This is a genomic window from Gilvimarinus polysaccharolyticus (assembly GCF_001187555.1).
Classification (GTDB): Bacteria; Pseudomonadota; Gammaproteobacteria; order Pseudomonadales; family Cellvibrionaceae; genus Gilvimarinus; species Gilvimarinus polysaccharolyticus.
This window is the reverse complement of sequence record NZ_LFIJ01000002.1, coordinates 863,376-887,213: the sequence shown is the minus strand read 5'-3', so window position 1 is coordinate 887,213 and position 23,838 is coordinate 863,376. Positions and strand designations below refer to the sequence as shown.

General features: G+C 49.4%; 19 protein-coding genes. 10 read left to right on the top strand and 9 right to left on the bottom strand.

Annotated features, from left to right (window positions below; all coding sequences use genetic code 11):
• Positions 1 to 66: 66 nt before the first annotated feature.
• Positions 67 to 777: a SapC family protein gene (locus tag GILYN3_RS12465; RefSeq protein ID WP_049723290.1), complete on the bottom strand. Its 711-nt coding sequence runs from the start codon at positions 775 to 777 to the stop codon at positions 67 to 69.
• 212 nt (positions 778 to 989) lie between these two features.
• Complete coding sequence (locus GILYN3_RS12460) at positions 990 to 4,025, bottom strand: TonB-dependent receptor (protein ID WP_084005423.1); 3,036 nt, start codon at positions 4,023 to 4,025, stop codon at positions 990 to 992.
• Between the two features lie 541 nt (positions 4,026 to 4,566).
• Between GILYN3_RS12460 and GILYN3_RS12455 the strand changes: the two genes are divergently transcribed.
• Positions 4,567 to 5,766, top strand: coding sequence for a DUF3300 domain-containing protein (locus GILYN3_RS12455; RefSeq protein WP_049723288.1), 1,200 nt, complete (start codon positions 4,567 to 4,569; stop codon positions 5,764 to 5,766).
• Positions 5,767 to 5,780: 14 nt separating this feature from the next.
• Here the strand turns inward: GILYN3_RS12455 and GILYN3_RS12450 are convergent, their stop codons facing one another.
• The 3 genes from GILYN3_RS12450 to gmk all read right to left on the bottom strand — a co-directional run bounded on the left by GILYN3_RS12450 (position 5,781) and on the right by gmk (position 8,981).
• Positions 5,781 to 7,895, bottom strand: coding sequence for a RelA/SpoT family protein (locus tag GILYN3_RS12450; RefSeq protein WP_049723287.1), 2,115 nt, complete (start codon positions 7,893 to 7,895; stop codon positions 5,781 to 5,783).
• Positions 7,896 to 7,934: 39 nt separating this feature from the next.
• Complete coding sequence (gene rpoZ / locus GILYN3_RS12445; RefSeq protein WP_049723286.1) at positions 7,935 to 8,195, bottom strand: DNA-directed RNA polymerase subunit omega; 261 nt, start codon at positions 8,193 to 8,195, stop codon at positions 7,935 to 7,937.
• Between the two features lie 168 nt (positions 8,196 to 8,363).
• Positions 8,364 to 8,981 (bottom strand): guanylate kinase, encoded by a 618-nt coding sequence (gene gmk, locus GILYN3_RS12440; RefSeq protein ID WP_049723285.1) that lies wholly within the window; start codon positions 8,979 to 8,981, stop codon positions 8,364 to 8,366.
• 91 nt (positions 8,982 to 9,072) lie between these two features.
• On the opposite strand from gmk, the gene GILYN3_RS12435 reads away from it, so the two are divergent.
• Positions 9,073 to 9,282, top strand: coding sequence for a hypothetical protein (locus GILYN3_RS12435; protein WP_157484930.1), 210 nt, complete (start codon positions 9,073 to 9,075; stop codon positions 9,280 to 9,282).
• A 107-nt stretch (positions 9,283 to 9,389) separates the two neighbouring features.
• Here GILYN3_RS12435 and GILYN3_RS12430 read toward each other — a convergent pair whose 3' ends face one another.
• The 3 genes from GILYN3_RS12430 to GILYN3_RS12420 form a co-directional block, all read right to left on the bottom strand.
• Positions 9,390 to 10,301: an SMP-30/gluconolactonase/LRE family protein gene (locus tag GILYN3_RS12430; RefSeq protein WP_049723283.1), complete on the bottom strand. Its 912-nt coding sequence runs from the start codon at positions 10,299 to 10,301 to the stop codon at positions 9,390 to 9,392.
• Between the two features lie 105 nt (positions 10,302 to 10,406).
• Positions 10,407 to 12,842: a beta-N-acetylhexosaminidase gene (locus GILYN3_RS12425; RefSeq protein WP_049723282.1), complete on the bottom strand. Its 2,436-nt coding sequence runs from the start codon at positions 12,840 to 12,842 to the stop codon at positions 10,407 to 10,409.
• Complete coding sequence (locus tag GILYN3_RS12420) at positions 12,833 to 14,095, bottom strand: amino acid deaminase (RefSeq protein ID WP_084005421.1); 1,263 nt, start codon at positions 14,093 to 14,095, stop codon at positions 12,833 to 12,835. The genes GILYN3_RS12425 and GILYN3_RS12420 overlap by 10 nt, the downstream gene beginning before the upstream one ends.
• A gap of 316 nt (positions 14,096 to 14,411) precedes the next feature.
• Here GILYN3_RS12420 and GILYN3_RS12415 point away from each other — a divergent pair, with 316 nt between their 5' ends.
• The 6 genes from GILYN3_RS12415 (at position 14,412) to GILYN3_RS12390 (ending at position 19,698) form a co-directional block, all read left to right on the top strand.
• The gene (locus tag GILYN3_RS12415; protein WP_049723280.1) at positions 14,412 to 15,278 is read left to right on the top strand and encodes a MurR/RpiR family transcriptional regulator; all 867 of its coding nucleotides are present in this window, start codon (positions 14,412 to 14,414) and stop codon (positions 15,276 to 15,278) included.
• A gap of 44 nt (positions 15,279 to 15,322) precedes the next feature.
• The gene (locus tag GILYN3_RS12410; protein ID WP_049723279.1) at positions 15,323 to 16,804 is read left to right on the top strand and encodes an N-acyl-D-amino-acid deacylase family protein; all 1,482 of its coding nucleotides are present in this window, start codon (positions 15,323 to 15,325) and stop codon (positions 16,802 to 16,804) included.
• On the top strand, positions 16,794 to 17,183 hold the full coding sequence (locus GILYN3_RS12405; RefSeq protein ID WP_049723278.1) for a RidA family protein: 390 nt from the start codon (positions 16,794 to 16,796) through the stop codon (positions 17,181 to 17,183). The genes GILYN3_RS12410 and GILYN3_RS12405 overlap by 11 nt, the downstream gene beginning before the upstream one ends.
• 72 nt (positions 17,184 to 17,255) lie before the next feature.
• Positions 17,256 to 18,701, top strand: a complete 1,446-nt coding sequence (locus GILYN3_RS12400) for a sodium:solute symporter family protein (RefSeq protein WP_049723277.1) — start codon at positions 17,256 to 17,258, stop codon at positions 18,699 to 18,701.
• A gap of 77 nt (positions 18,702 to 18,778) precedes the next feature.
• A complete protein-coding gene (locus GILYN3_RS12395; protein WP_049723276.1) occupies positions 18,779 to 19,210 on the top strand; it encodes a DUF488 domain-containing protein in 432 nt (143 codons plus the stop codon).
• 56 nt (positions 19,211 to 19,266) lie between these two features.
• Entirely contained in the window at positions 19,267 to 19,698 is a 432-nt protein-coding gene (locus tag GILYN3_RS12390) for an FKBP-type peptidyl-prolyl cis-trans isomerase (protein WP_049723275.1), read from the top strand.
• 222 nt (positions 19,699 to 19,920) lie between these two features.
• On the opposite strand, the gene GILYN3_RS12385 is transcribed toward GILYN3_RS12390, so the two are convergent.
• A complete protein-coding gene (locus tag GILYN3_RS12385) occupies positions 19,921 to 21,000 on the bottom strand; it encodes a sulfite exporter TauE/SafE family protein (protein ID WP_049723274.1) in 1,080 nt (359 codons plus the stop codon).
• Between the two features lie 199 nt (positions 21,001 to 21,199).
• Here GILYN3_RS12385 and GILYN3_RS12380 point away from each other — a divergent pair, with 199 nt between their 5' ends.
• Together GILYN3_RS12380 and GILYN3_RS12375 are read left to right on the top strand one after the other, a co-directional pair.
• Positions 21,200 to 22,141, top strand: coding sequence for a LysR family transcriptional regulator (locus GILYN3_RS12380; RefSeq protein WP_049723273.1), 942 nt, complete (start codon positions 21,200 to 21,202; stop codon positions 22,139 to 22,141).
• A gap of 3 nt (positions 22,142 to 22,144) precedes the next feature.
• Positions 22,145 to 23,635, top strand: a complete 1,491-nt coding sequence (locus GILYN3_RS12375) for a tryptophan halogenase family protein (protein WP_049723272.1) — start codon at positions 22,145 to 22,147, stop codon at positions 23,633 to 23,635.
• The last annotated feature ends 203 nt before the right edge of the window (positions 23,636 to 23,838 follow it).

Genomic DNA, 23,838 nt, shown 5'->3' with positions numbered 1-23,838 from the left:
GTTAAGCTGTGACTAAAAGAGTGCAAAAACAATTAGCTCCGTTTAAAACGATCTATATCAACTAGGTTATCGAGCGCGTTTTGATTTACGCTCGATTAACTTTTGTATATTAATGAGTGATGCAAGCACCATATAGATTGGCTCTAAGAATTCTTTTTTATGTAACTCTTTAAGCTTTTCTGAATCGAGCGTTTTTAGCTTATCTTCATGTATCGTATAAAAACCCATCAACTGACCTTGTGTGCCATTATCTAAGGTCATATCAATGGTTACCGGCTCAAGCAAGTCAAAGTCATGCAACATTTCTGTAAATTTTTTATTGTGGTCATTCCACACATGGATAGCTTCAAGCATTCCCGAGATACGCTCTAGATATTCTGTCGGAGCACCGTGCTCCTCAAATAGCCTTACGCCATCAGTTTCACTCACTTTAGGATGATCAAGATCAATATTGATTAAACGCTTTTTTTCTTCGCCATATAAACCAATAGAGAAAGGAATACGCTGTATTATTAAGGGCACATAGGTGGCGTTCCATACGTCCCCCTCTGCAAGAAACAAGTTTTCTCCTTGCTCTAAACCAAATAGCGCCACTGGAAAAAAACCACCTGTGCTAGCATCTTTATGGAATAAAATAGGGTAATCGGCTTGCACACTCCGAAATTCAGCTGGATATGTAGGTGCCCACATAACATTGTCACCCAAGCTACCTGAATAACCTGTTTTGACTTTTAAAGCTCTATATTTTTCAGAATTCAGCAAGACGTTATTGGCCATGATGGCTCCTTATTTATAATTTTTAATAGCAATCTGGTAATAATTGTACCTTACAGACCTAAAACAAAAACCGTAGTCGATAGCGGCGTACAACTATTACCAGATGGCTTACTGCAACAAACATAAACCACAAGCAAGAAAAGCCGCTAACAGGTTAGCGGCCTTCCCAGTACTGCGTTGCATTAACCTTTCGGCCAAAACTTTACATTAACTTAAAAGGTATAGCGCGCGCCAATATTGTAGCGTGCGTAGCCTTCATAATAACCCAACACTTGGTCCGTAGAACGACCATAGTTGAGTCCATTTTCCTCGGTTAGGTTCAAACCCTCTAAGAATATAGATAAGTTGTCGGTCAACTCATAACTAATATTAGCATCTACCTGACTATACTCATCCACGTAAATAGGGTTGTTACCCGTACCTGACGCACCTGAAGCCAAGAACGAATCACGCCAGTTATAAGCTACTCGAGCTTGAAAACCGTGTTTTTCATAAAACGCAATAAAGTTGGCTGTATCACTTACCCCAGTAATAGAGAACTGTGACTCTGTAAGAACCATGTTATCGAACGAGGTATCCACATCAACGATGGTGTAGTTAGCAATCACACCAAAGCCGGTGTCCCAAAAGTTGTGCTGAACCGCCAGCTCCCAACCGTCGATGGTAACCACCTTGTCAGAGTTGGCGACCTCCGTAATGTCTACCGGAGTATTCGGATCTTCACCGGGAATGCCCACAATAACAATATTGCCACTGCCATCAATGTAGGCAGTTTCTGGGTCAGCATAGTTTGCGTAAATATACTCGCGAATATCCTCGACACCTCGGCCCACTGCGGCCACCGCTTCATTGTAGCGCTTGCCCATTGCTGGGTGTGGCGTATTCTCTAACGGTCCTTCCTCTGTCACAACACGCGTGCCAATAAAGTTTTCGACTTCTTTGGTGAAGTAACCTGCCGATACATAGCTGGCGTCGCCGTAATACCATTCAACCGACAAATCAATGTTGTCCGCCTTGTATGGCTCCAACCCTGGTGAACCTCGGCCTGCCGTTGCACCATTAATGCGTGGCGCATCGCTATAGCTGGTGCCACCGCGCACATCCAACCAACTTGGACGAGCAATACTTTGGCCGTACGATGCACGTAATACTACGTCTTCAACCACTTCTAACTTCATATCCAGTGAGGGCAATAAAAAGTCATACTCACCTGAATCGGTTACTGCAACGGGGTCGCCAACCATGGGCATAGAGAACTCGTTAGCCGAAACCCACTTGATCGGACCATAGCCTTGGGCGGTGGCCGGTGTTTCAACTTCGGTCGACTCATAACGTAAACCCGCATTTAAACCAAACGGCATATTCGCGATTTCAGTATCAAAGTTAACCTGCACGTAAGCGGATTCAGTTGTCTCAGTGACGTTATTGATTTGATCCGGTGCTTTAGCGCAATACCAAGTAGAACCGTCAGCACAGCTGCCGGTACCGGCACCATCATCATAATTGGCCGCGGCAAAGTCTTTGATTTGATGAAAATCAAAAGAGAAGCGTTCATTCAATGGGGTAGTATTAGTGCCGCCCAAAAAGGCAATTTCATCGGCGGTGGTATCACCGTAGTTGCCGTTAAAACGATCGAGAATTGTCTCAGGGGTAAACCAGTCAGACGGCATATCACCGGCTTCACCTAAACCACCCCAGCTTTCACGCTGAACATTAGAGAAAGCTGACTCGTAATCACTCTCGGTACGTGCAATACCAAATTGCATGCTCAGTGATTCGTTAAATTCCCACTCACCGTCGATCTGAATTTGATCAATATCTTGTTTCATCTGGCTATTGCGGAAGTAGCTACCAGATACCTGAAGATCTTCTGGACGCAAACTTGAACCTCCAGCACCATCAAGAATATCCAACACCAATACCGGCATTTCGCCTTTAACATTGACCGTCGAACGATCACGCACATAGGCAGAAACAGCAATACCCACACTGTTACCAAACTCGTTACCTGGCTTAGCCTCAGCGGTAGAGCTGTGCATATCAAAGCTTAAAGTCAGTGGATCTATGGGCTTCCACTCAACATTAAAGCCGATAGAGTCATTTTCGTAGGATACCGCCTGCTCACCAACGCCCATTGGCAAGTCAGCCCCGGTCATATCTTCTGAGTACAGCAGAGGTGTTTGTACGCCGGGCGATTCAGCATCACTAAAGATGGTGCTTTGACCACCAAAGTTAAACCAACCACCGATATCGTTATAGTTAGAAGCTATCTCATTCTCACTATAGGTATAGTCCAAAGTGGCGGTTAAATCATCTGTAGGGGCAAACTGCAAGGTCAGCTGACCGTTGGTGCGCTTGCGCTCAAACTCGGTAAAAACATAACCCATTTGCTGAGGAGTAGAGTACACATCTTCAGCCGCAGGCTGGTTCTGGTGATTGCCATTGAAATCAATACCACCCCAGTCATTATCGACACCCGCTACAGAACCTTCGCTCCAATCCTGTACTACAGTGCCTGGGAATGAGCGCCAGCCCGTCCCGATCTGAGCGGTTGCCGATCCACCCTTACGCTCTTGGTAGCTACCCGTTACAGCAATACCAAACATGCCATCATTGAAAGTGTCTGAATAGATACCGGATATTTCTGGAGTCATCTCAGCATTGGCAGAGGACTCATCGTACGTACCTTTAATGCCTATAGAGGCTCGCGCATCGTTATCGAGAGGGCGAGGCGTGACAATATTAATGGTCGCACCCATACCACCTGGCGCCACATCGGCCCGCGAGGTTTTATACACCTCAACAGCAGAGACACTCTCTGATGCTATATTGCCAAAATCAAACGAGCGCGAGCCTGAGGCCACGGTGTCCTCTATAGTTGCGCCGGGCATTTGACGACCATTTAAGGTCACTAAGTTAAAATCGGGGCCCAAACCACGTACGGTGACTTTAGAACCTTCCCCGTTGCGACGGTCAATCGATACACCGGTAATACGCTGCAGTGATTCTGCCAGGTTAGTATCGGGAAACTTACCAATATCCTCGGCCGAAATCGCATCAACAACACCACTGGCATCGCGTTTGAGATCCATCGAGCGCTCGAGACTGGCACGAATACCGGTAACAATCACCTCTTCTAGCATTTCATCGTCGTTTTGCGCGTAAGCAAAATTTGCCATTCCAGCCAGTGTGCACGAAGCCACGGCCGAGGCTATAAGATTTCTTCTAAATTTGTGTTTAGTCACCATGGAGCTGATCCTCAAAACATTTATTTTTATAGCTGGCCAACGTATGTCGGCCTATCCCCAGCCAATATCGCGCAGCACAGTGAAATCGTCGTCCCACTTTGACGGTTATCGATAACATGACGTGTCTCACTTTTTCTTACTTAAAGCGGGACATATAAAATCCTTTAATTCCAATGACTTAAGCTATACCGAAGAAAAAACAGACGCACTAAAGAATTTACTAAATATGGCTGTAAACTTAGCTTAATTTATACTTAAAGAGGCGTCTCGGGCGTGACAAAAGTAACGACTTGGTTAATAAGCACTCTGCCTTTTACAATCAAAAAGCTGTTTTAGACGCAGCGTTTGGCAGCCCGCCAAACTGAAAATTAGCTGACACTTTCCGTACTCGCCTTACAAGCCACAATGGTTAAGCAAACGTTAATCGCCAAGCCCGCCTAAAATTGTTAAAGCGTTCAGGCAACATTAAGTCAGCCGCGTTACACTGCAAGTTCGGTTACATACATTTAGGGTCTATATTGTCTGGCCCCGGAGGCTCCCCATGACGCCCATCAAAACTATTTTGCAACGCACCCTAGCTGGAGCATTATTGCTGCTCTCATCCATTGCCTGTGCGCAAAATGCCGTTAGCGATGAAAAGCTGCAACAATTATTAGCACCCATTGCGCTATATCCAGACACGGTTCTCACGCACATACTCATTGCCTCGACCTACCCTCTAGAGGTTGTTCAAGCCGACCGCTGGGCCAAAAAGCACCAAGAGTTAAGTGGCGAACAAGCGGTAAATCTAGCCGATAACGAACCCTGGGACCCAAGCGTTAAAGCGCTACTGGCCTTTCCTGACTTACTCGCCAGATTAAGCGATGACCTGCCTTGGACACAGACTTTAGGTGAGGCATTTTTGGCCGATGAAGAACGTACATTAGATGCCGTACAAGTGCTGCGCCAACAGGCGTGGGCGAACGGTAGCTTGCAGGATATGGAACACCAAACGGTGGTGCGGGAAGAAAAACAAATAGTAATACAACCAACCCGACGGGAGGTGGTTTACATCCCCTATTACGATACTCGGGTCGTGTATGGAGCATGGCGTTGGTCAGCCTATCCGCCCGTTTATTGGGCCCACCCGCCACGTTATCGCAGTGGCTTTTACTGGGGCATATCGGCACCGGTGGGCGATTGGTTTTATTTTAGCGGCTTCTATTGGCCCAACCGTACTGTCGTGATCAATGCTAATCGCCCGTATTATTACGGCTCACATCAACGCTATGGCTACAACCAACGTAATACTCGGCACTGGCGCCAAGATAATACCCATCGCCGCAACGTACAACCACGCAGAACTTGGCACTCTCAACCGGCGGCCCGGACAATTAGCGACCGCCAGCGCGAACAAGTGTCGCGTCAGTTACGCAATCGCAACAGCAGGCTTAACGGGGCTGGCCAAAGTCGTGCTGCTGGCAGTGTCAAGCAACGGGCGCAACCCGAACGCACCATCAAGCGCGATGCTAACCCTACTGTACGGTCGGCACCGGCGGTACGTGACACACCAAAAGCTAACAACAATACGCAAACAAGCCGTCGCGTTACCCCGGCGGTGAAACGCGCACCCGACAACTACAACTCGGCGCACAGTGGTTCGCCGCGCACCATAGAGCGACGCACGGCGCCACGCGCCAGTAGCAATAGAACTTCCACACAGCGTCACGCGCCCGCAAGTCGCGCAAGCAGACGAGAGTAAAGGGTCGAGAGACGTTAGTTTTTACAGCGCTGGATTCGAATCACAAAACTCATATTGCGGATTCGGCGCATAATATTAGCGAGGTGAACTCGATTTTGCACACCAATGCACAAATTGATCACGCTGTTATGAGCATCGCGCTCATTGACATGAATATTCTCAATATTGCCGCCTTGCTCGGTAATACGTGTCGCCAACGTGGCAATAATACCGCGCTCAGATTCAACCTCAACCCGGATATCCACTAAGAACTCACCCGTTACCGTGGGAGCCCAACTAACCAGACTTGTCTTCTCTGGGTTATCGCGAATATCTGCAAGGTTATGACAGCCGTCCTGATGAATGACCAAGCCCTTACCCGAGCTAATATGACCGATAATTGGGTCGCCGGGAATGGGCCGACAGCAACGAGCAAAGGTAATCAATACGCCATCTGAGCTATCAATCGTTAATGGTGAATAAATACTCCCACCACGCGGGGCGACATCGGCATCGGCGTGCAATAACTTGGCAACCGCATAAGCAATACGATTGCCTAAACCGACCTCTTCGTACAAAGCTTCGAGCGATGCGAGCCCGGTAGCGCTCAGTAATTTACCCTTATGCTCTTCACTTAAATGATCAAGATCCAAATCGATATCGGCTAACGCGCGGCCCAGCATCCGCTTACCTAAGGCTACCGAGTGGTGATGGCGCTGATGCTTAAGGTAATGACGAATCGCACTGCGCGCTTTGCCCGAGATCGCAAAGTTAAGCCAATTGGGGTTTGGCTGGGCACCAGAGGCGGTAATAATCGTAATTTTTTGACCACTTTGCAGCGGTTGCGATAATGGCGCTAAACGGCCATTGATACGACAGGCGACACAAGAATTACCGATATCTGTGTGCACTGTGTAAGCAAAATCAACGGCAGTCGCACCGTGTGGCAGCTCAATGATCTTACCCTTAGGGGTAAACACGTAGACTTCATCAGGAAACAGATCGATCTTGACGTTTTCGATAAACTCTAGCGAATCGCCGGCCCGGCGCTGCATCTCGAGCAAGCCTTGCACCCACTGACGGGCACGGTTATGGCTGCTGTTTAAGGCATCACCACCACTCGACTTATACAAGAAGTGGGCGGCGATGCCAGTGTTCGCCATTTCATCCATCTCCTTGGTGCGGATCTGCACCTCGATGGGCACACCATGCATACCGACCAACACAGTGTGCAACGACTGATAGCCGTTGGCCTTAGGAATAGCGATATAATCTTTAAACTCGCCGGCAACCGGCTTGTATTGGTTGTGTACTACGCCCAACGTACGATAACAGGCATCGACACTGTCAACAATAATGCGGAACGCGTAAACGTCCATAATTTCTTTAAAAAACTTCTTTTTTTGCCGCATTTTCTGGTAAATGCTGTAAAGATGTTTTTCACGGCCAATCACCACCGCGTTTACCATTTCACGCCCTAAACGCTTTTCGATGGCCGCCTGAATTTGTTCGACCAACTCTTTACGGTTACCGCGTGCGGTTTTCAGTGCTGCCTGCATACGCGTTGCGCGCAGTGGATACATAGAGTAAAAACCGCGATCCTCAAGCTCCAGGCGCAAGTCGTTCATCCCCAAACGATGGGCAATAGGGGCGTAAATTTCTAAGGTTTCTTTCGCGATACGGCGTTTTTTATGCGGCGGCATAGCGCCCAAGGTACGCATATTGTGCAAACGGTCAGCCAGCTTAACCAAAATAACCCGCAGGTCATCGGCCATGGCCAGTGCCATTTTTTGAAAGTTTTCGGCTTGTTTTTCGGCTTGTGATTCAAACTCGATCTGGGTGAGCTTGCTAACGCCATCAACCAGCTCGGCCACGGTATCGCCAAATTGCTTAGCGATGGCTTTTTTCGCAATGCCGGTATCTTCAATAACATCGTGCAGCATGGCAGCCATCAAACTTTGATGGTCCATGTGCATACCACTAAGGATGGCTGCAACCGCTAACGGGTGAGTAATATAAGCTTCACCCGAGCGGCGCATCTGCCCGTCATGCGCTTGCTCGGCATAATAATAGGCACGCTTAACCTGATCAATTTGTGAGGGTTCCAAATAAGACGAAAGCCGGTGGCTCAGTGCCTCAATGGTTAACAACGCAATCCTCCCAAATTAGCGGGCAACCCCGCAGCAGATTTAAATGTGCGAATCGAAGCTGTGATGCTCTTCAACCCGTGGTGCTGGGGCTGGCTCGTCACGCTCCAGTAAAATACTGGCATCAATAAAGCCCTCTTCGATTTCGCGCAAGGCGATCACGGTGGGCTTATCATTTTCTGGATTAACGTTAGGCTCTTTGCCGCCCACCGCCAATTGGCGTGCGCGCTTGCTGCTAACCATAACCAACTCAAAGCGGTTATCTACGTGATCCAAGCAATCTTCAACAGTAATACGTGCCATAAATTTTCCGTCGATTTTTCAGTCTGAACGGCCAAGTACAAATTGTGTACCCAGCCAAGGGTATTATGCGATACAAACGCGTTAAGAGCCAGAGTAGCCGCTACGCGGGGGCGACATTGTACACAAAATATCCAGCGGGGGAAGCGTCGCCCCTAGTCAATTACCTAATTATTTTGCCAACAGTGCACTTAACAGCTCTGCGTGACGCTCCGCCTGAAACTGCTGGCGTAGATGTTGACTGGTAATTAACGCCTGAAATTGTGCCAACGCCATGGTGAAGTCGTCGTTGATAATTAAGTAATCGGCTTCTACATAATGCGATATTTCGTTCATCGCCTCCTCCATCCGCGCAGCGATTACTTCTGGGTCATCTTGTCCGCGGCCGGTTAAACGCTGACGCAAACACGGCAGAGAAGGAGGCAAAATAAATAAGCTGACCGTATCTGGCATCAGCCGGCGCACTTGCTCGGCGCCCTGCCAGTCGATCTCTAAAATAACATCCATGCCCGAGCTTAAGGTCTGCTCGACCCACTGTTGACTCGTGCCGTACAAGTTGCCAAAGACCCGTGCATGCTCTAAAAAGGCGCTTTGCTCGAGCATCTGCTCAAATTGCTCATGGCTGGTAAAATGGTAGTCAGCACCATCCACCTCGCCAGGGCGCTTAACCCGAGTGGTGTGAGACACCGACACACACACCTCTGGGTTAGACTCCACCAGAGCGTGAACCAAGCTGGTTTTACCGGCGCCAGACGGGGCCGATACAGTATACAAGATGCCTTTAGTCATAGTGTCTTATCCAGTTTTTAACCGACGCCTGCGCGCTAAAAACGTTATTATGGCACAAACATCACACCTAAAACTTGGTAACGGAACAAGTATGAGCAAAAACCTAAGTCTTAACGAGTGCGCTGCACGCTTGGGCACCAGCCGCGGCTTTGTCGACACCATGGTGAGCAAAGGCCGACTGCACCCAGACGAGCAAAACCAAGTGGCGATAACCGAAATCGACGAGCTGGCAGCCCTGCTTAAAAAACTTCGAGGCAACGGCATTGCAGCAATGGTTGATGCCCTCGATCAATCATTATAAAAATCGCAACCGGCTTCAGTTGTGCTTATGTCTATGAGTAATCAACATAAACGTCGGCTCGACGCACACGCTAAGTAAAACTAAACCCGCGTTAACGTTAAAGTTTATTATTTATCGGCCGCATGTAACTTAGCCCAGTCACTACCGGGTAACGAGTTAATAAATGACTCTACTGTTCCGCGCTTTTGCATCGTCACAAAAACGCGGCGGCCATCTTTGCCGCCAAAAGCAATATTAGTGGGGTGCTGACCAGTTAGAATCACCTCGCGCAGCAGTTCACCTTGGGGCGAAAGCACCGCCACCCGGCCAGCCCCATAACGCGCAACATACACGTTTCCAGCAATATCGACACTCATGCCATCCATACCAAAGTCAGCGAACTTAAAAAACAACTGTTTATTGGTAATGCTGCCATCGGCGGCTACATCATAGCGCCAAATATTACGTTGCACGCTTTCATTCACGTATAACGCACGACCATCAGGACTTAGCTCAATACCATTAGTGGTGCCCATAGCGGTCTCAAGCAAGTCGCTCGTGCCGTCAGTGTTTATACGCCAAAGCTGGCCACTATTGTCATCCCAGTTAGGGTCACTGGCATAAATAATACCGCCGTCAGCCACCACAATATCGTTAGGCTGATTCATTTTATCGTTATGCGCCAAGACACTGATGCTTTTGTCGGCCATTTTTATTTTTAAAATATTATGATTAACATAATCGGCAAGCAGCATATCGCCTGCTGCATCAAAGCGAATCGCGTTGGCCACACTAGTGCCGCTTAGCTCGACAAATACCTCAGCGGTATTTTTAGCCGAGACAAGTCCAATCGTGCCTTGCCGCTCGATGTTTACCGCGTATAAATTGCCCGCGCGGTCTACCGCCGGCCCCTCTATCCCTGCGGTAAAAGTATTTTCGGCCAACCAATCTTCAGTCTCACTAATCGGCGGTACAGAGGCGCTTACACGCAACGCCAAAACACTTGCAATAAAAAAATTAAACAATAGTATTTTTTTCATACTTCGGCCTTTTACAACATTCTAATTAGCAGTTATTACCCCAATTATGACTGGGATAAAAACATAAAGTACCAAGCCCCAAACAATACGACATCTTTTTGCAACTTACTCGACTAACATATTAAAAAGAATATGGGCCGGTGCTACGATCATCTCTTGTTGAATCTGCATGGCAGATTTCAGCTCTGCCTGTGCTTTTTCTAATTCATGTTTCGTAAGCGGTGTTGCGTCAGCCTCTGCGGCCAACCAGCGCAACCCCCAAGTGCTAACCTGTTGCACTGACTTGCAAATTGGCAACAAATCCGCTGGATCGTGGCGCTGCAGTTCATCCGCTAATAGTTGAGCGGCTTGCTGCCACTTGGTTAACTGCTCAATGGCGGCTACAAGTGCAGCGGTATCTTTGCGGCTAACTCGCCAACGCTTAAGGTTAGCGGAAAACTTTTGTGCTGCGCGACTTTCTGCGGGCAACGTATCGACGAAATTATCTAAAGTATCACGTCGTGAATAGCTAGCACTAACGGACTTTTCATGATGCCGATGGTAATACTGTGCCGGCTCCAACGCACTGCTTAACATCAGAGCTAATTTACGCTGTGAAGCGGGCAGCCTTGCCAGCGCTTCGACTTGCTGAGCAATATGCCGTAAGCCAACGACGCGCTCGGCCCACCGAGATACAACATCTAACCGCTGATGCATAAATTCGCTATCGCGTAATTCACGACTAGACCACAACCGTTCGGCCACCGCAAAAGCACGCGGCCAAAGACGAACATCAATATTGTGCTCATCAACCATTTCGCCCCACAAGGCCGCCTCACCACCCAGCACCAAAGACATATTTTGCTCGGCGATAATATCTTTACTAATTGCTAGCGGCAGGGTCGTACCCACAAGCTCATTGCTGGCAATTAACTTTCCGCTCAACTCATAAGGGGCGTTTGCAACTAACACTGGGCCGCTAATGGTATCGCCAGCAATTTTCAGATGCGCCTGCACGGGTCCCATCCAAGTATCTAAAAAGAAGCCAACTTGATCATCTTGCCATGTTAAATGACTAACGTCTGCGCGCGACTTACCATTAAAATCAACAAACCCTCGCAGGGTGTCACCGCCCCCGATCACGCTTAATGTTCCGCTCACGGCACTGCCCCGTTTACGCGGCATAACAAAACGCCAACTGCGCCAGGGCTCGTCACCATCTGCGTTAGTTTTAATATTTAAGGCTTCGGGCTGCAACATCACCCGGTAATGATAAGCCGAGCTTTGCGGCTGATCGAGATAAAAACCTGTAGAGAGCAAGGCCGGAAAGCCAGCATTAACCGCCCGCGCTAAGGCATCTGGCCCCTGCCAACTTTGCACCACGGTACCTTTCGCTAAATCACTGTGCAGCACCTCATCCCAGCCAACCATGGTGCGATCCAGCTGGGCGAGCATAGCCGCCAAGCGGCTATTAAAATACGTATGCAAGGCGTGGGTGTCGGGCAATTGCTTTGTCGCCATAAATGCTTGAATGTCGCTATTGTTATGCCAGTGCTCCGGATCTATTTCATCGCCACCGATATGTACATAAGGAAACGGAAACAACTCTGCGACCTCTTGGAAGATCGCGCTGGCAAATATGTATACAGCTTCATTGGCAGGGTTAAGCAACGGTTTGTGCACCCCCCAGCGATCTTCTGGCAAGTAAGGGCCAGGCGCAGACATAAGCTCTGGATACGCTACAGCAATAGCACTGCTATGCCCTGGCATATCAATTTCAGGTAAAACGTAAATGCCACGTGCTTCGGCGTAAGCAACCACCTGTTTTATTTCTGCGCGACTATAAAATTGGCCGCCGGACGCTAGCTGCGTAAGCTTAGGGTAAGCTTGGGACTCAAATCGCCAGCCTTGATCATCGGTTAAATGCCAATGCAAAACATTAAGCTTTGCCGCGGCCATCCCATCTATTTGCCGTTTTATTGTTTCGACAGATAAAAAGTGACGCACCGAATCTAACAATAACCCTCGCCAGGTAAATCGCGGGGCATCGTCGATAATCACAAACGGAATCTCGACCGAACCATTGTCACCGGCCAACTGCATTAACGTGGTTAACGCCCGCAACACTGCCAAATCGGTACTGGCCACCACAGTAATACCGGCCTCGTTTACAGTTAACTGATAAGACTCATCGGCGCGCTCAAGGGTAGCCGCGGGGGCTTGAATAACTGCAGAGTTTTTTGCTCGACTGCGCAATCGTATTAACGGACCTTTCGCCGTATCATTCAACCCGGATCGCTGTAATAACATTGTATTTAATCGTACTAATGCAGCGCTAACACGTTCGCTGGCGGCAGCGGGATTTTCCAATTGCAATGGCGCGACAATTTTTAAGCTGCCCGCCATTCGCACTATATTTTTCGGATAAGGCATTAACGCCAATGATGTTTCTATTGGCTCTTGCTGTACAGGTGAAGCTTGTGTCGCGACCCAAGGCTGCGCAGTTAAAAAAACCATCAATACCAGCCCAAAAATTCTGCGCTTAGTGATTGTTAAAAGCATGTATCCACCTGTTCAATCACCGTGTAGCTATCGTCAATCACATTTAATTTACGCCATTTGTCAAAAGTCAGGCACGGATGCGAGGTGGATAACGCGATAATATCACCCACCTTAAGGTCGGCCTCAGGATCAAAGCGCATCGCACTGTGCTGATCCATAATATGATACAACTCCCAACCCGAGCTTGCCGCAACCGGTGCCAGCCAGCCCGGTCGATAATGCAAACTCGGCTGCGGCAAGCCTGCATCAAACGCCGCATCGCGTTTACCCACCGTTAAAATCGCATTGCCGGGCTCCGGGATCGACTGTACGTAAGCCCACACCTCTAAGGCCGATTGCAAGTCGCCACTTACAGCGCAGCTATCACCTAAACGCTGGCGCACTTTTTGTTGTGCATCCATGTAAATTCCCCGATCGTGAATCAAATAACAACCGGGACGAATAACAGGAATAAAATGCTGGGTATCAACCTCAGAAAAAACATCACAAACAATGTCATACCATGCCGATCCCGCCCCGGTTAAAAGGGCTTTGTCGACTGCAAACTCACCGCGCCGCATTAAAAGCTCGGCGATATTGCGTACCTTTAATAGGTGTTGACGAATTTTAACCGGCGCATCGGCACCCGAAATAACACCTTCATAGGTTTCCACCCCAACTAAAGCTAAGTGTGGCTCGCGCGCAATGGCCGCACACAGCACATCAACCTGCTTTTGAGTGCGGCAGCCACAACGCCCACCGCTAACTCCAACTTCAATCAGTACATTCAAGGTTAACTTTTGCTCGGCAAAAAAACGGCCCAACTGCGCAATGTTTTCTATAGAGTCCACCAAACAAAAGTACTCAAACGATGCATCAGCAAGCAATTCAGCGATCAGCGTCATATTGCCGCGCCCCACCAATTGATTGGCCATTAACACCCAACTGATACCCGCCGCATGCGCTGCCGTAGCTTGTTGAGCCGTGGCTACCGTTAACCCCCAAGCTCCAGCATCGCGCTGACGCTGAAAAAAAGCCGGTGCCATAGTAGTTTTACCGTGCGGGGCCAATACTACGCCTCGGGAATCGGCATACTTTTGCATCCAACTGATGTTGTTATCCAACCGTGACTGGTAGACAACCGCAGCTGGCAGACTAATAACCTCATCCAGTAGGCTTACCCCCACCCCATAGACGCCATTAGATCCAGTACCCTTGTTAGTTACGGCATCCGGTCTAACCACGCTAGAACCAACGGAACAACTGTCTCTCATAAAGGACCTTTTACCTATTGTGGATGTATCGAGGGGAACAATAAGCATTGCTGCGCGCCAATGTTAGCCGCTGCCGCCTTGCTCTGCGTTTACTAGCAAGGCAATGATAATAAATATCCTAAATATAATCCATTCTTTGATAGTTACAATCATAAGCGTTATACTGCGTCAATAGATAACCGCACCAGTGTGCCAATAAGCGGGGGCAACTCTGTGTTATCGGATCTTAGTTTGGCGTATTCTTACATCTCGTAAAAAGCAGTGCGTGTACGCTGCCATAGACACATCCCAGTCAACAGATGTAAGGATAATCAAAATGCCTCATGAGCCCGACATCGTCTCGCGTATTAGCACCCTGTTTGGGCAACTGCGAAGCGCAGAGCAAAAAATAGCACGTGTTGTACTAGACGACATGAGCTTTGCGGCACACGCAAATATTAGTGAGCTGGCCGAACGTGCCGGTGTTAGTGAGGCCACAATTACCCGCTTTGCGCGGGCTGTAGATTGCACCAATGTACGCGATTTAAAGCTGCGATTAGCGCAATCTTTAGCCGTTGGCGAACGCTTTTATACCGAGGAAAAAATAGAACCCAGCACCACACATGGTGTTTATGAAGCCATTAAAGTCGCGCTTGAGCACAACGCCACACTCCTAACCGAAGACGTAATTCACGCGGCGATTGAACTGTTATCACCCGCCAAACAAGTGCTAATTTTTGGTGTCGGCGGCGGCTCTACAATTATGGCGCAAGAGTTCCAGTACCGCTTGTTTCGCTTAGGCTTTAGCGCTTCGGCTTATTGCGATCCAATGCTAATGCGCATGGCTGCGGCAGCGGTGGACAACAGCCATGTGGTGATTTGTCTATCGGTTGGCGGCTATAGCCCCGACGTTCAAGATGCGATGGAAATAGCCCAAAATTATGGCGCGCGCGCACTTGGCATAACCACCCAAGATTCACCGTTGGGTCGAGGCGTCGATCAACTGGTGCCCATTGAAACAATGGAAACCGATTATATTTTTAAACCCAGCGCTTCACGTTACGTAATGCTGGCAGCCATTGATGTTCTAGCAACTGAGCTGGCCACGCGTCACAAACGTAAAAGTCGAGAAACGCTCAGGCGTATTAAGCACACTCTGGACAGCCACAAACAAGGTCGAGACCGCCTACCACTAGGTGACTGACCACCGGGCGCCCGAGTGTATCAACCAAGGCAATTCAATAAGTTATGGTTTTTGATACAGTTATTCGCGGCGCCCAAGTGATTGATGGTAGCGGCGGCCCTATTTACACGGCCGATGTCGGCATCCTAAACGGCCGCATTCACGACATCGCCATTAACCTTAAAGGCGTGGCGCACGAAGTTATTAACGCCGCCGGCCTTCATTTAGCTCCGGGTTTTATTGACGTTCACACCCACGATGACATTAATGTTATCGACGCCGCGAGCATGCCCACCAAAATTAGCCAAGGCGTCACCACAGTAATCGTTGGCAACTGCGGCATTAGCGCAAGCCCCGTGCACTTAACCTGCGCGCCCCCCGATCCACTTAACTTGTTGGGCCAACAACACGATTTTTGCTACCCCAAATTTAGCGATTATGTCGCCGCCGTAATCCGTGCCCAACCTAGTGTTAATGTCGGCGCACTGGTGGGCCACACCGCGATTCGTAATAATCACATGAGTGAGCTCGAGCGCAGTGCAACAGCTCAGGAGCTTGCGGCCATGTGCGCCGATTTACGCCAAGCGATGGACGACGGCGCACTTGGGCTAAGCTCGGGGCTTGCTTACGCCAACGCGAAACAATCCAGCAGTGAAGAAGTACAAGCCATGACGGCCGAGTTAGGTCGCGCCGGCGGCATTTATACCACCCATCTACGCACCGAATTTGATGGCATTCTTGAGGCCATGGATGAGGCGTTCATCACCTCCAAACAAGGCAAAGTACCGCTGGTTATATCGCACTTAAAGTGCGCCGGAAAAGGCAACTGGAACCGCAGTGAACAATTGTTAAACGCCTTAGAACTTGCCGCAAAAAAACAAACTGTCGGATGCGACTGCTACCCTTACGCCGCCAGTTCCAGCACCTTAGACTTAGCTCAAGTCACCAACGATACCGATATTTTTATTACTTGGTCAGAGGCCGAGCCTGATCAAGCTGGCCGCTACCTACACGAGATAGCCCAGCACTGGCAGTGCGATTTAATAGCCGCCGCTAAACGCCTGCAGCCGGCTGGCGCTGTGTATTACTGCATGGCCGAGCAAGACGTTGCCAATATTTTGCGCTATCCGCGCACCATGATCGGCTCGGACGGTTTACCCAACGACCCACACCCACACCCACGCTTGTGGGGCACTTTCCCCCGCGTCATAGGCCACTACAGTCGCGACACCGGATTACTGCCCCTGCCAGAGGCGGTGCACAAAATGAGCGGCTTAAGTGCCAAACAATTTCAACTTAACGGTCGTGGAGAAATAAAAATCGGAAACTGGGCCGACTTAGTACTGTTTGATTATCAAAACATTCGCGACCTCGCCACCTTTACCAACCCCAAGCAAGTGGCCAGCGGTATCGAGTACGTATGGGTAAATGGAGTATTAAGCTATCGCCCCGGGCAAGCTACTCCCGGCCGCGCCGGGCAGTTTTTATTTCGTCAGTCACCAACCACTGACACTTTATTATTAAAGGAGAAACTTTATGAGCATTAAACGTTATGGCGCTGAAGGCAGTACCGGTACCGGCGGGCAACATTTGCCTTTTTCACACGCGGCAGGTGCCGATGGCTGGCTCTATGTGTCGGGCCAAACGCCAATGCTTAACGGCGAGGTTGTCGAAGGCAGCACTGTCGAGCAATCTCAACTGGCCATTGATAATTGTCTAAAAATCATGCGCAACGCCGGCTATGACCGCGAACACGTTGTACACCTTACAGTTATCTTAACCGACGCACGTTATTTTCAATCGTTTAACAAAGTGTTTAAAGATAATTTTGGCGACCATCCCCCGGCTAGAATTTGTTCGGTATGTGATCTCGTTGTCGACTGCAAGGTTGAAGTTGGTGTGATTTGTTATAAAAAACCAGATTAGCGTTCTACTGAAATCATCGCGCCAGCCTTAAGGCTATTTATATACTAATAACATTTATTCTGTGCACCGATTATGAATACTACTGTTTTTCTAAACGCTTTAGCCGTTTATGTTTTAGCGTTAATCGCATTAAGTGTTTTTGTCTCACGGCGCAATAAAAACGGCGAAGACTTCTTACTCGCCGGCCGCGGCTTACCTATCTTTCTTACCATCGGCACGACCGTCGCCACAATGGTGGGTACCGGCTCATCAATGGGCGCGGTAGGCTTTGGCTACGCCAACGGTTGGGGCGGTACACTTTACGGCATTGGCGGTGCCGTGGGTATTTTATTACTGGGACTGTGGTTTGCACCGGTACGCGCACTGCGCTTTATGACCATGAGCGAAGAGATCTCATATTATGTAGGCGCCAACAAATGGGTTAAAAATATCGTTGCCGTATTAATTTTTATTGCCAGTATCGGCTGGCTCGGCGCACATATTTTAGGCGGCGGACTGTACCTTGCATGGATTACCGACATCGACTTACAGTTCGCTAAAATTATTATTGCTGTAAGTTTTGCCATTTATGTCATTATTGGCGGCTATAACGCAGTAGTTTGGACCGACACATTACAGGCGATTATTTTATTCGTTGGTTTTATTTTAATGGCGCTGTTCGCCATCGACCAGGTCGGCGGCTGGAATACTTTACTCAACGCGCAACCAGACGTTAATATTTCATTTTTAGCTTTAAAGTCCATCGGTGTATTGCACGGCGTCTCATTGGTTGCCGTAATAGCCGTGGGAGTATTAGCCACACCGTCATTTAGACAACGAATTTACTCGGCTCACAATACCAGCGCTGTGCGCAAATCATTTTACACATCGGGAACTCTGTACTTAGCGTTCTCTTGTATTCCCGCTATTATCGGTATGAGTGCGTACGCGCTTAACCCAGAGCTCGACAACCGAAATTTTGCATTCCCTTATTTAGCCGCTGAAGTTTTACCTTTAGGGCTGGGCATACTAGTACTTATTGCGGGACTTTCGGCCACCATGTCGAGCGCCAGCTCCGATGCAATTGCCGGCGTCTCTATTTTGCTGCGCGATCTATTCAGCTTAGTGACCGGACGTATGCCAGCGCGAGATAAAGTCGTGGGGTACTCACGCATATCACTGATGGCCATTATTTTTATCGCCCTGATCTTTGCGTTATTGTCTAACGACATTATCAGCTACATCACGACAATGATCGCCACCGTTATGACGGGGTTATTTGTCTGTGGTTTATTGGGTCGGTTTTGGCCCCGATTTAATTGGACAGGAGCTTTAGCGGCGCTGCTGGCCGCCTCTGCCAGCTCACTGGTCGTCGCCAACTTTTATCTGGATTTTTGGGGCAACCCTATTATCCCTGCAGTCATCGTCGCTCTTATAGCTGCAGTTGTCGTCACTTTATTAACACCAGCCGATGCGCTTAACCGCGAGCAAGCATTAGCGCAACTCGAGCATGAACGGCAGCAAATGGAATCGCTATAACCTTGCCCATTTGAGCTTTCGCCGGCCCAAGCGTTACACTAAGACCTTTACGCAAATGCCTTAGGTAAGGAGTCGTCATGAAGCCCGTCGTCGCCATTAAACGGCTATACGACAACGCCAGCCCCCAAGATGGCATGCGCATCTTGGTCGATCGTCTCTGGCCTCGCGAGCGCAAGCGAGAAGATTTAAACATTGACGACTGGCAGCAACATGCCGCCCCCTCTAATGGCTTGCGCCAATGCTGGCTGCGTGGTGAACTTACCCCAGAGGCTTTCTCTCACGCCTACCGCAACGAACTCAACAACAACCCCGACAACCTTACCCTTTTGCTGCGCCACGCTCGTAACGGCCGCCTAACCTTACTTAGCGCCAACCGCGACCCCAACCAATCACCGCTGCCAATACTGCGCCAATATTTACTCGATACATTGGCCGAAGAGGACCGCCACTGTCAAAGCGAGCCCAGCTCACCCATTTGCTACGGCCAAGCAGCCAAAACAAAACCGTGAGCGCACAAGCCTTAATACAGGTTAAAATGACAAACCTATAATCAATCGGACAACACATGGCTAATAAGAAACTCAACAAAGGCTCCGCCGGCCAAAACCGTAAAGCTGGAGACGACCACATCAATAAGTATCGTCAAAAAAGCGATGTACAAGAAACTGCCAGCGGTTTGCTGTACCGCGAACTCGAACCCGGCAGAGGCATAAATCCTACAGTAACCGATACGGTTGTGGTTAATCAGCGCATCCAGCTGGTGGGCGGTAAGATTATTGGCGACACTTATAAAGAGGGCATTGCCGACGAATTCACAATGAAGGAAGCTATCCCCGGTATACGCGAAGGCTTACAGCTAATGTGCGAGGGCGCCCGATTTGAGTTTGTCGTACCCTCCGAATTAGCGTGGGGCAAAAAAGGCGTTGGTAATAAAATTGGCCCAAATGCGGTATTAATTTTTGATGTAAGACTAGTCAATGTTAAATTTTCGACTTAAGGCCAGCCTGACACCGCCCGCCTAACAACAACCGCAGCAACTGATCGGCACCGACCAAAAATTGTCCTCCCTACGGCGTAACCACAATCCAGACAAACGACCAGAAGTTACAAGGCTCTACCTAAAGAGCTGGTGCAACATAAACAAAAAATAAAAAAAGGGCGAGCCTGACCATGCAGCTCGCCCTTTTGCTTTAGCCTAATCAGTAACTCACATATTCACTTACGGCGCAGATTGCTCAAGGCCTGCGGCATCTATTACCGTTTGCTTATCATCTGCGTGAGCTGTGGGCTCTTGTTTGCGCTTTGCGTTGCTAACCAACACATTACCCCAGCTGCGCAGCCGCTCAAACACCCACAAACAAAAACACAGCGCCACGATAGATAACGCAATGCCACCCCAACCCAGCGCATCGCTTTCGGCCGTACAGGTCCAAACAAACTGACCAACACACAGTACCGCAACAATCAATAAAATAGGTTTACGGCCAATTCGATCGACAATAAATACCCCTAGCGGTGCACCTAAAGCAACTACCGGCGCCGCCGCCAGCCAGTTTTCATACACACCAGGCTCCCAACTGTTAGTAAGTGTTTTAATCGCCACCCCGTAAACCGAGGCCAAAGCCATAATCACCACCGAGGTGGGAATCGCCACCTTTAAATCGGCTCGGCAAAGTAAAACCAATGCGGCATAGAGCATCATATCAATACCCACACCGGTCACAGACACAGCAAGCAAGCTGGCCACCAAGCCCAAAATAAAGCCAACTCGCATATCCCACCGCTCATCAAACTCGGTCATTCCGATGTTGCCAGATATTTCGTTAATCCGGTACAGATGCAAAACACCAAAACTGCCCCACAGTACCGCGAAGGTAACTTTAATCCACAACTCAGGAATCAGCGGCGCAAAAAACATAATGCCGATAGGCAAACCAATAACACCACCGGCGACGGCGCCTTTTAACATGGCCCAAGCCAACGGCTGACGTCGAGCGATAATAAAAATTGCAGCGCTCACCATGCCAATAGACTGTACCGCAAAACTAAAATCGCGCCCCAGCGTTGCCGGCATATCAAACAGCAACACCAAAACCGGAAACCCCACCGTGCCACCGCCCATCGGGGTTGAACCTGCAGCGTAACTGCCCACCGCCATTGCCAGCGCCATCGGCCAGTGGCTAACTGCCGCCAACCAGGCCCCGTCGGCCTGCAGCAGCCAGATCCAAACAAGGTAAAACAGGGCCATCCAAAGTAGCCAGACCCACAAATATCGCTTAGGAGGAGGAACAATTGTCATATCGTGCCTTATTATTTTATGAAAAAAACAGTGTGACTTAACGCTTAAAAAGCCAGCGTATTGCTCGCCTTAACTCAAACTATCGAGTGCTTTTTAACGAACTACGGTGTTTTACGTGATTTACCCTGGCAGACACAATACAATATCGATCAGTTTTCACTATTAAGCTTGTAGCACAATATTAACCCCTTTAACTCCTATGACGCTAACCCAGCTTAAATACATAGTCGCGCTCACCGATAAGCGACATTTTGGCCAAGCGGCAGCTCATTGCTGCGTTAGCCAAAGTGCCCTTAGTATGGCCGTAAAGGCCTTAGAGGCTGAGCTCAACCTAGTGTTATTTGAGCGCGACCGCAGTGGCGTACGCATTACCCCAGATGGGCAAAGAGTTGTCGCCAAAGCCCGGCAGGCACTGCAACACAGCAACAACATTGATTTGTTGGCGGCCAGCGCCCAAACGCGCTTATCGCAACCGCTAAATATAGGAGTGTGCGACGCGTATGCGCCTTATTACTTGCCAAGACTTACCCAGCAGTTAAGCTATCGCGCGCCACAAACGCCATTAACATTAGCCGAGGGCGTCAGCTCCGGCCTCATTAAACAACTGCTTGATGGCGAGCTAGATGTCGTTATCGCCTCTTATCAATACATCGAGGGCGCAACCACACGGCTCTTAACTGAAGAGCCCTTAGTGGTGGTCATGCGGCAACATGATCCACTCGCGCTTGCTGTGCATCTGCCACTTGCCGCTCTGGCCGAAGAGCATTTATGGCTGCCAAGCGGATCGCTCAAACGCGACATCACTGACGATTACCCACAACTGCTGGCAGCGGTTAAAACGGTAGAGCAACTGAATGTTGGGCTTCATACATTGCTGCAACACATCAGCGTTGCCGGCGGTATAACCATTGCTCCACTGTCGTTAATAAACAACGCACGTTTAGCCGCCGATGGCTTAGCCGCGCGAGCACTAGATGGCGAATTTACTCGTAAAATAGCGTTACTCACGCGGGCCAGTTTTCCTTGTGTGGATGATATAGATTCGCTCGCCACAGAAGTCATAGACTTATGCGGCCGCGCTTGCTGGTCGCAAACTCATGGCGCATCTGAGGCCCTGCTGATCGACAACAATTATTGGTGATGTATGCAAACTAGCTCCGATCAAAACAGCCCTATTCGACGTATTGCGATAGTCGGTGGTGGTACCGCAGGCTGGGTTGCTGCCGCCATGCTCGCCGCCCATCTACCGAGCAGCGCCTGCCAGATTCAACTGATCGAATCGACCGATATTGGTATTGTCGGGGTTGGCGAATCTACCATTCCGCCGTTTATTGGATTGTTGCGCAATTTAGGTATTAATGAAAAAACCTTTGTCGAGCAAACCGACGGCTGCTACAAGCTAGGTATACGTTACCGCCACTGGGCCGAATCTAACCACGAATACTTTCACCCCTTTGGCGCACTGGGCCAAAATATAGACCAACACGAGTTTTACCAGTGCTGGTTGCGCGCTAACCAGCAAGGCAACACCCATAGTTTAATGGCACACTCACCCTGCGCGGCGCTGGCTCAAGCAAGACGTTTTTATCAACCCGGATTAGCCTCTGCAGCTGGCACCAGCTACGCACTGCATATGGATGCCACCTTGGGGTCGCAGTACTTTCGTAATTACGCTTGCGCCCGCGGTGTAAAACGCACCGAAGGCAAAGTTGTTAGCGCCACAAAAAAAACCAACGGCCAGCTGCAACAACTGCAATTAGAAGACGGCCAAATCATCAGCGCCGATTTTTTTATCGACTGCACCGGCTTTGCCGCCCGGCTAATAGAAGGTGAATTGGCTGTTGGCTATAACGACTGGTCAGACTTAATGCCCTGTGATCGCTCGGTGTCGGTAAAAACCCAAAGCTTGGGCACCTACAAACCCTTCACCGAGGCTACGGCCTCAAAAACTGGCTGGATGTGGCGCATACCGCTAAAAAACAGCACCGGTTTTGGCCACGTATACTCAAATAAACACTGCACCGATGCTCAGGCTAAATCGACCCTGTTTAGGCAGCTAGACGCCCAACGTATAACCGACCCACACTTTATCGCCTTTAAGCCCGGTCATCGCCGCTCATTTTGGCAGCACAACTGCCTGTCCATCGGGCTTGCGGCGGGCTTTATCGAACCGCTAGAGTCCACCTCGATCCACCTTATCGCACGCGGCGTAGAATATTTTTTACGCTACTTTCCCACCACTCAATGCGACCCCATATTAAGCGCCGAATACAACCGCCGGATGCGCGCCGACTTTGAAGAAATTCGCGACTTTATACTCTTACACTACTGTATCAGTCAGCGCCGCGACTCGCCATTTTGGCGCGACTGCGCCAGCCAAACACTGCCCGATTCACTCGCCCAACGGATTAATTTATTTAAAGCCCAGGGCCTGTTGCGCCCAGGGGTAGACGATCTGTTCCGCGCCACCAGCTGGTACTCGGTATTTGAAGGCATGGGCATTAGACCGCGCCACTACCATCCGCGCGTAGATGATATAGCCGCCCCCCGTTTAGCCCAAGCGCTTAACACCCAGCGCAGCGCCATTAAAAGATTGGTAGAGGTGTCGCCGAGCATTGATGACGTTTTATTTTAGCCATTAGTGGTCACTACAGTCCGCGACAACAAACGTCAGCACAGCTCTTAGTCACGCGGGAAATTAGCGTTAATGTCTCTCTAACCGTAATGATCTTCGTCCAACGGACCGCGACCTGATATTATAGCGACTTGACAGGCTTTACCCGTGAGGCCATGTAGTTTGCCACCACACCCTCTCGCTGTTCCCATCAGTCGCAGCCA

Bases quoted from the DNA above. Each gene is read 5' to 3' on its own strand.
- GILYN3_RS12430 (WP_049723283.1), bottom strand. From the start codon at position 10,301: ATGAAAAAAATACTATTGTTTAATTTTTTTATTGCAAGTGTTTTGGCG.
- GILYN3_RS12400 (WP_049723277.1), top strand. From the start codon at position 17,256: ATGAATACTACTGTTTTTCTAAACGCTTTAGCCGTTTATGTTTTAGCG.
- gmk (WP_049723285.1), bottom strand. From the start codon at position 8,981: ATGACTAAAGGCATCTTGTATACTGTATCGGCCCCGTCTGGCGCCGGT.
- GILYN3_RS12460 (WP_084005423.1), bottom strand. From the start codon at position 4,025: ATGGTGACTAAACACAAATTTAGAAGAAATCTTATAGCCTCGGCCGTG.
- GILYN3_RS12435 (WP_157484930.1), top strand. From the start codon at position 9,073: ATGAGCAAAAACCTAAGTCTTAACGAGTGCGCTGCACGCTTGGGCACC.
- GILYN3_RS12425 (WP_049723282.1), bottom strand. From the start codon at position 12,842: ATGCTTTTAACAATCACTAAGCGCAGAATTTTTGGGCTGGTATTGATG.
- GILYN3_RS12405 (WP_049723278.1), top strand. From the start codon at position 16,794: ATGAGCATTAAACGTTATGGCGCTGAAGGCAGTACCGGTACCGGCGGG.
- GILYN3_RS12465 (WP_049723290.1), bottom strand. From the start codon at position 777: ATGGCCAATAACGTCTTGCTGAATTCTGAAAAATATAGAGCTTTAAAA.
- GILYN3_RS12415 (WP_049723280.1), top strand. From the start codon at position 14,412: ATGCCTCATGAGCCCGACATCGTCTCGCGTATTAGCACCCTGTTTGGG.
- GILYN3_RS12390 (WP_049723275.1), top strand. From the start codon at position 19,267: ATGGCTAATAAGAAACTCAACAAAGGCTCCGCCGGCCAAAACCGTAAA.
- GILYN3_RS12385 (WP_049723274.1), bottom strand. From the start codon at position 21,000: ATGACAATTGTTCCTCCTCCTAAGCGATATTTGTGGGTCTGGCTACTT.
- GILYN3_RS12455 (WP_049723288.1), top strand. From the start codon at position 4,567: ATGACGCCCATCAAAACTATTTTGCAACGCACCCTAGCTGGAGCATTA.
- rpoZ (WP_049723286.1), bottom strand. From the start codon at position 8,195: ATGGCACGTATTACTGTTGAAGATTGCTTGGATCACGTAGATAACCGC.
- GILYN3_RS12395 (WP_049723276.1), top strand. From the start codon at position 18,779: ATGAAGCCCGTCGTCGCCATTAAACGGCTATACGACAACGCCAGCCCC.
- GILYN3_RS12420 (WP_084005421.1), bottom strand. From the start codon at position 14,095: ATGAGAGACAGTTGTTCCGTTGGTTCTAGCGTGGTTAGACCGGATGCC.
- GILYN3_RS12375 (WP_049723272.1), top strand. From the start codon at position 22,145: ATGCAAACTAGCTCCGATCAAAACAGCCCTATTCGACGTATTGCGATA.
- GILYN3_RS12380 (WP_049723273.1), top strand. From the start codon at position 21,200: ATGACGCTAACCCAGCTTAAATACATAGTCGCGCTCACCGATAAGCGA.
- GILYN3_RS12410 (WP_049723279.1), top strand. From the start codon at position 15,323: ATGGTTTTTGATACAGTTATTCGCGGCGCCCAAGTGATTGATGGTAGC.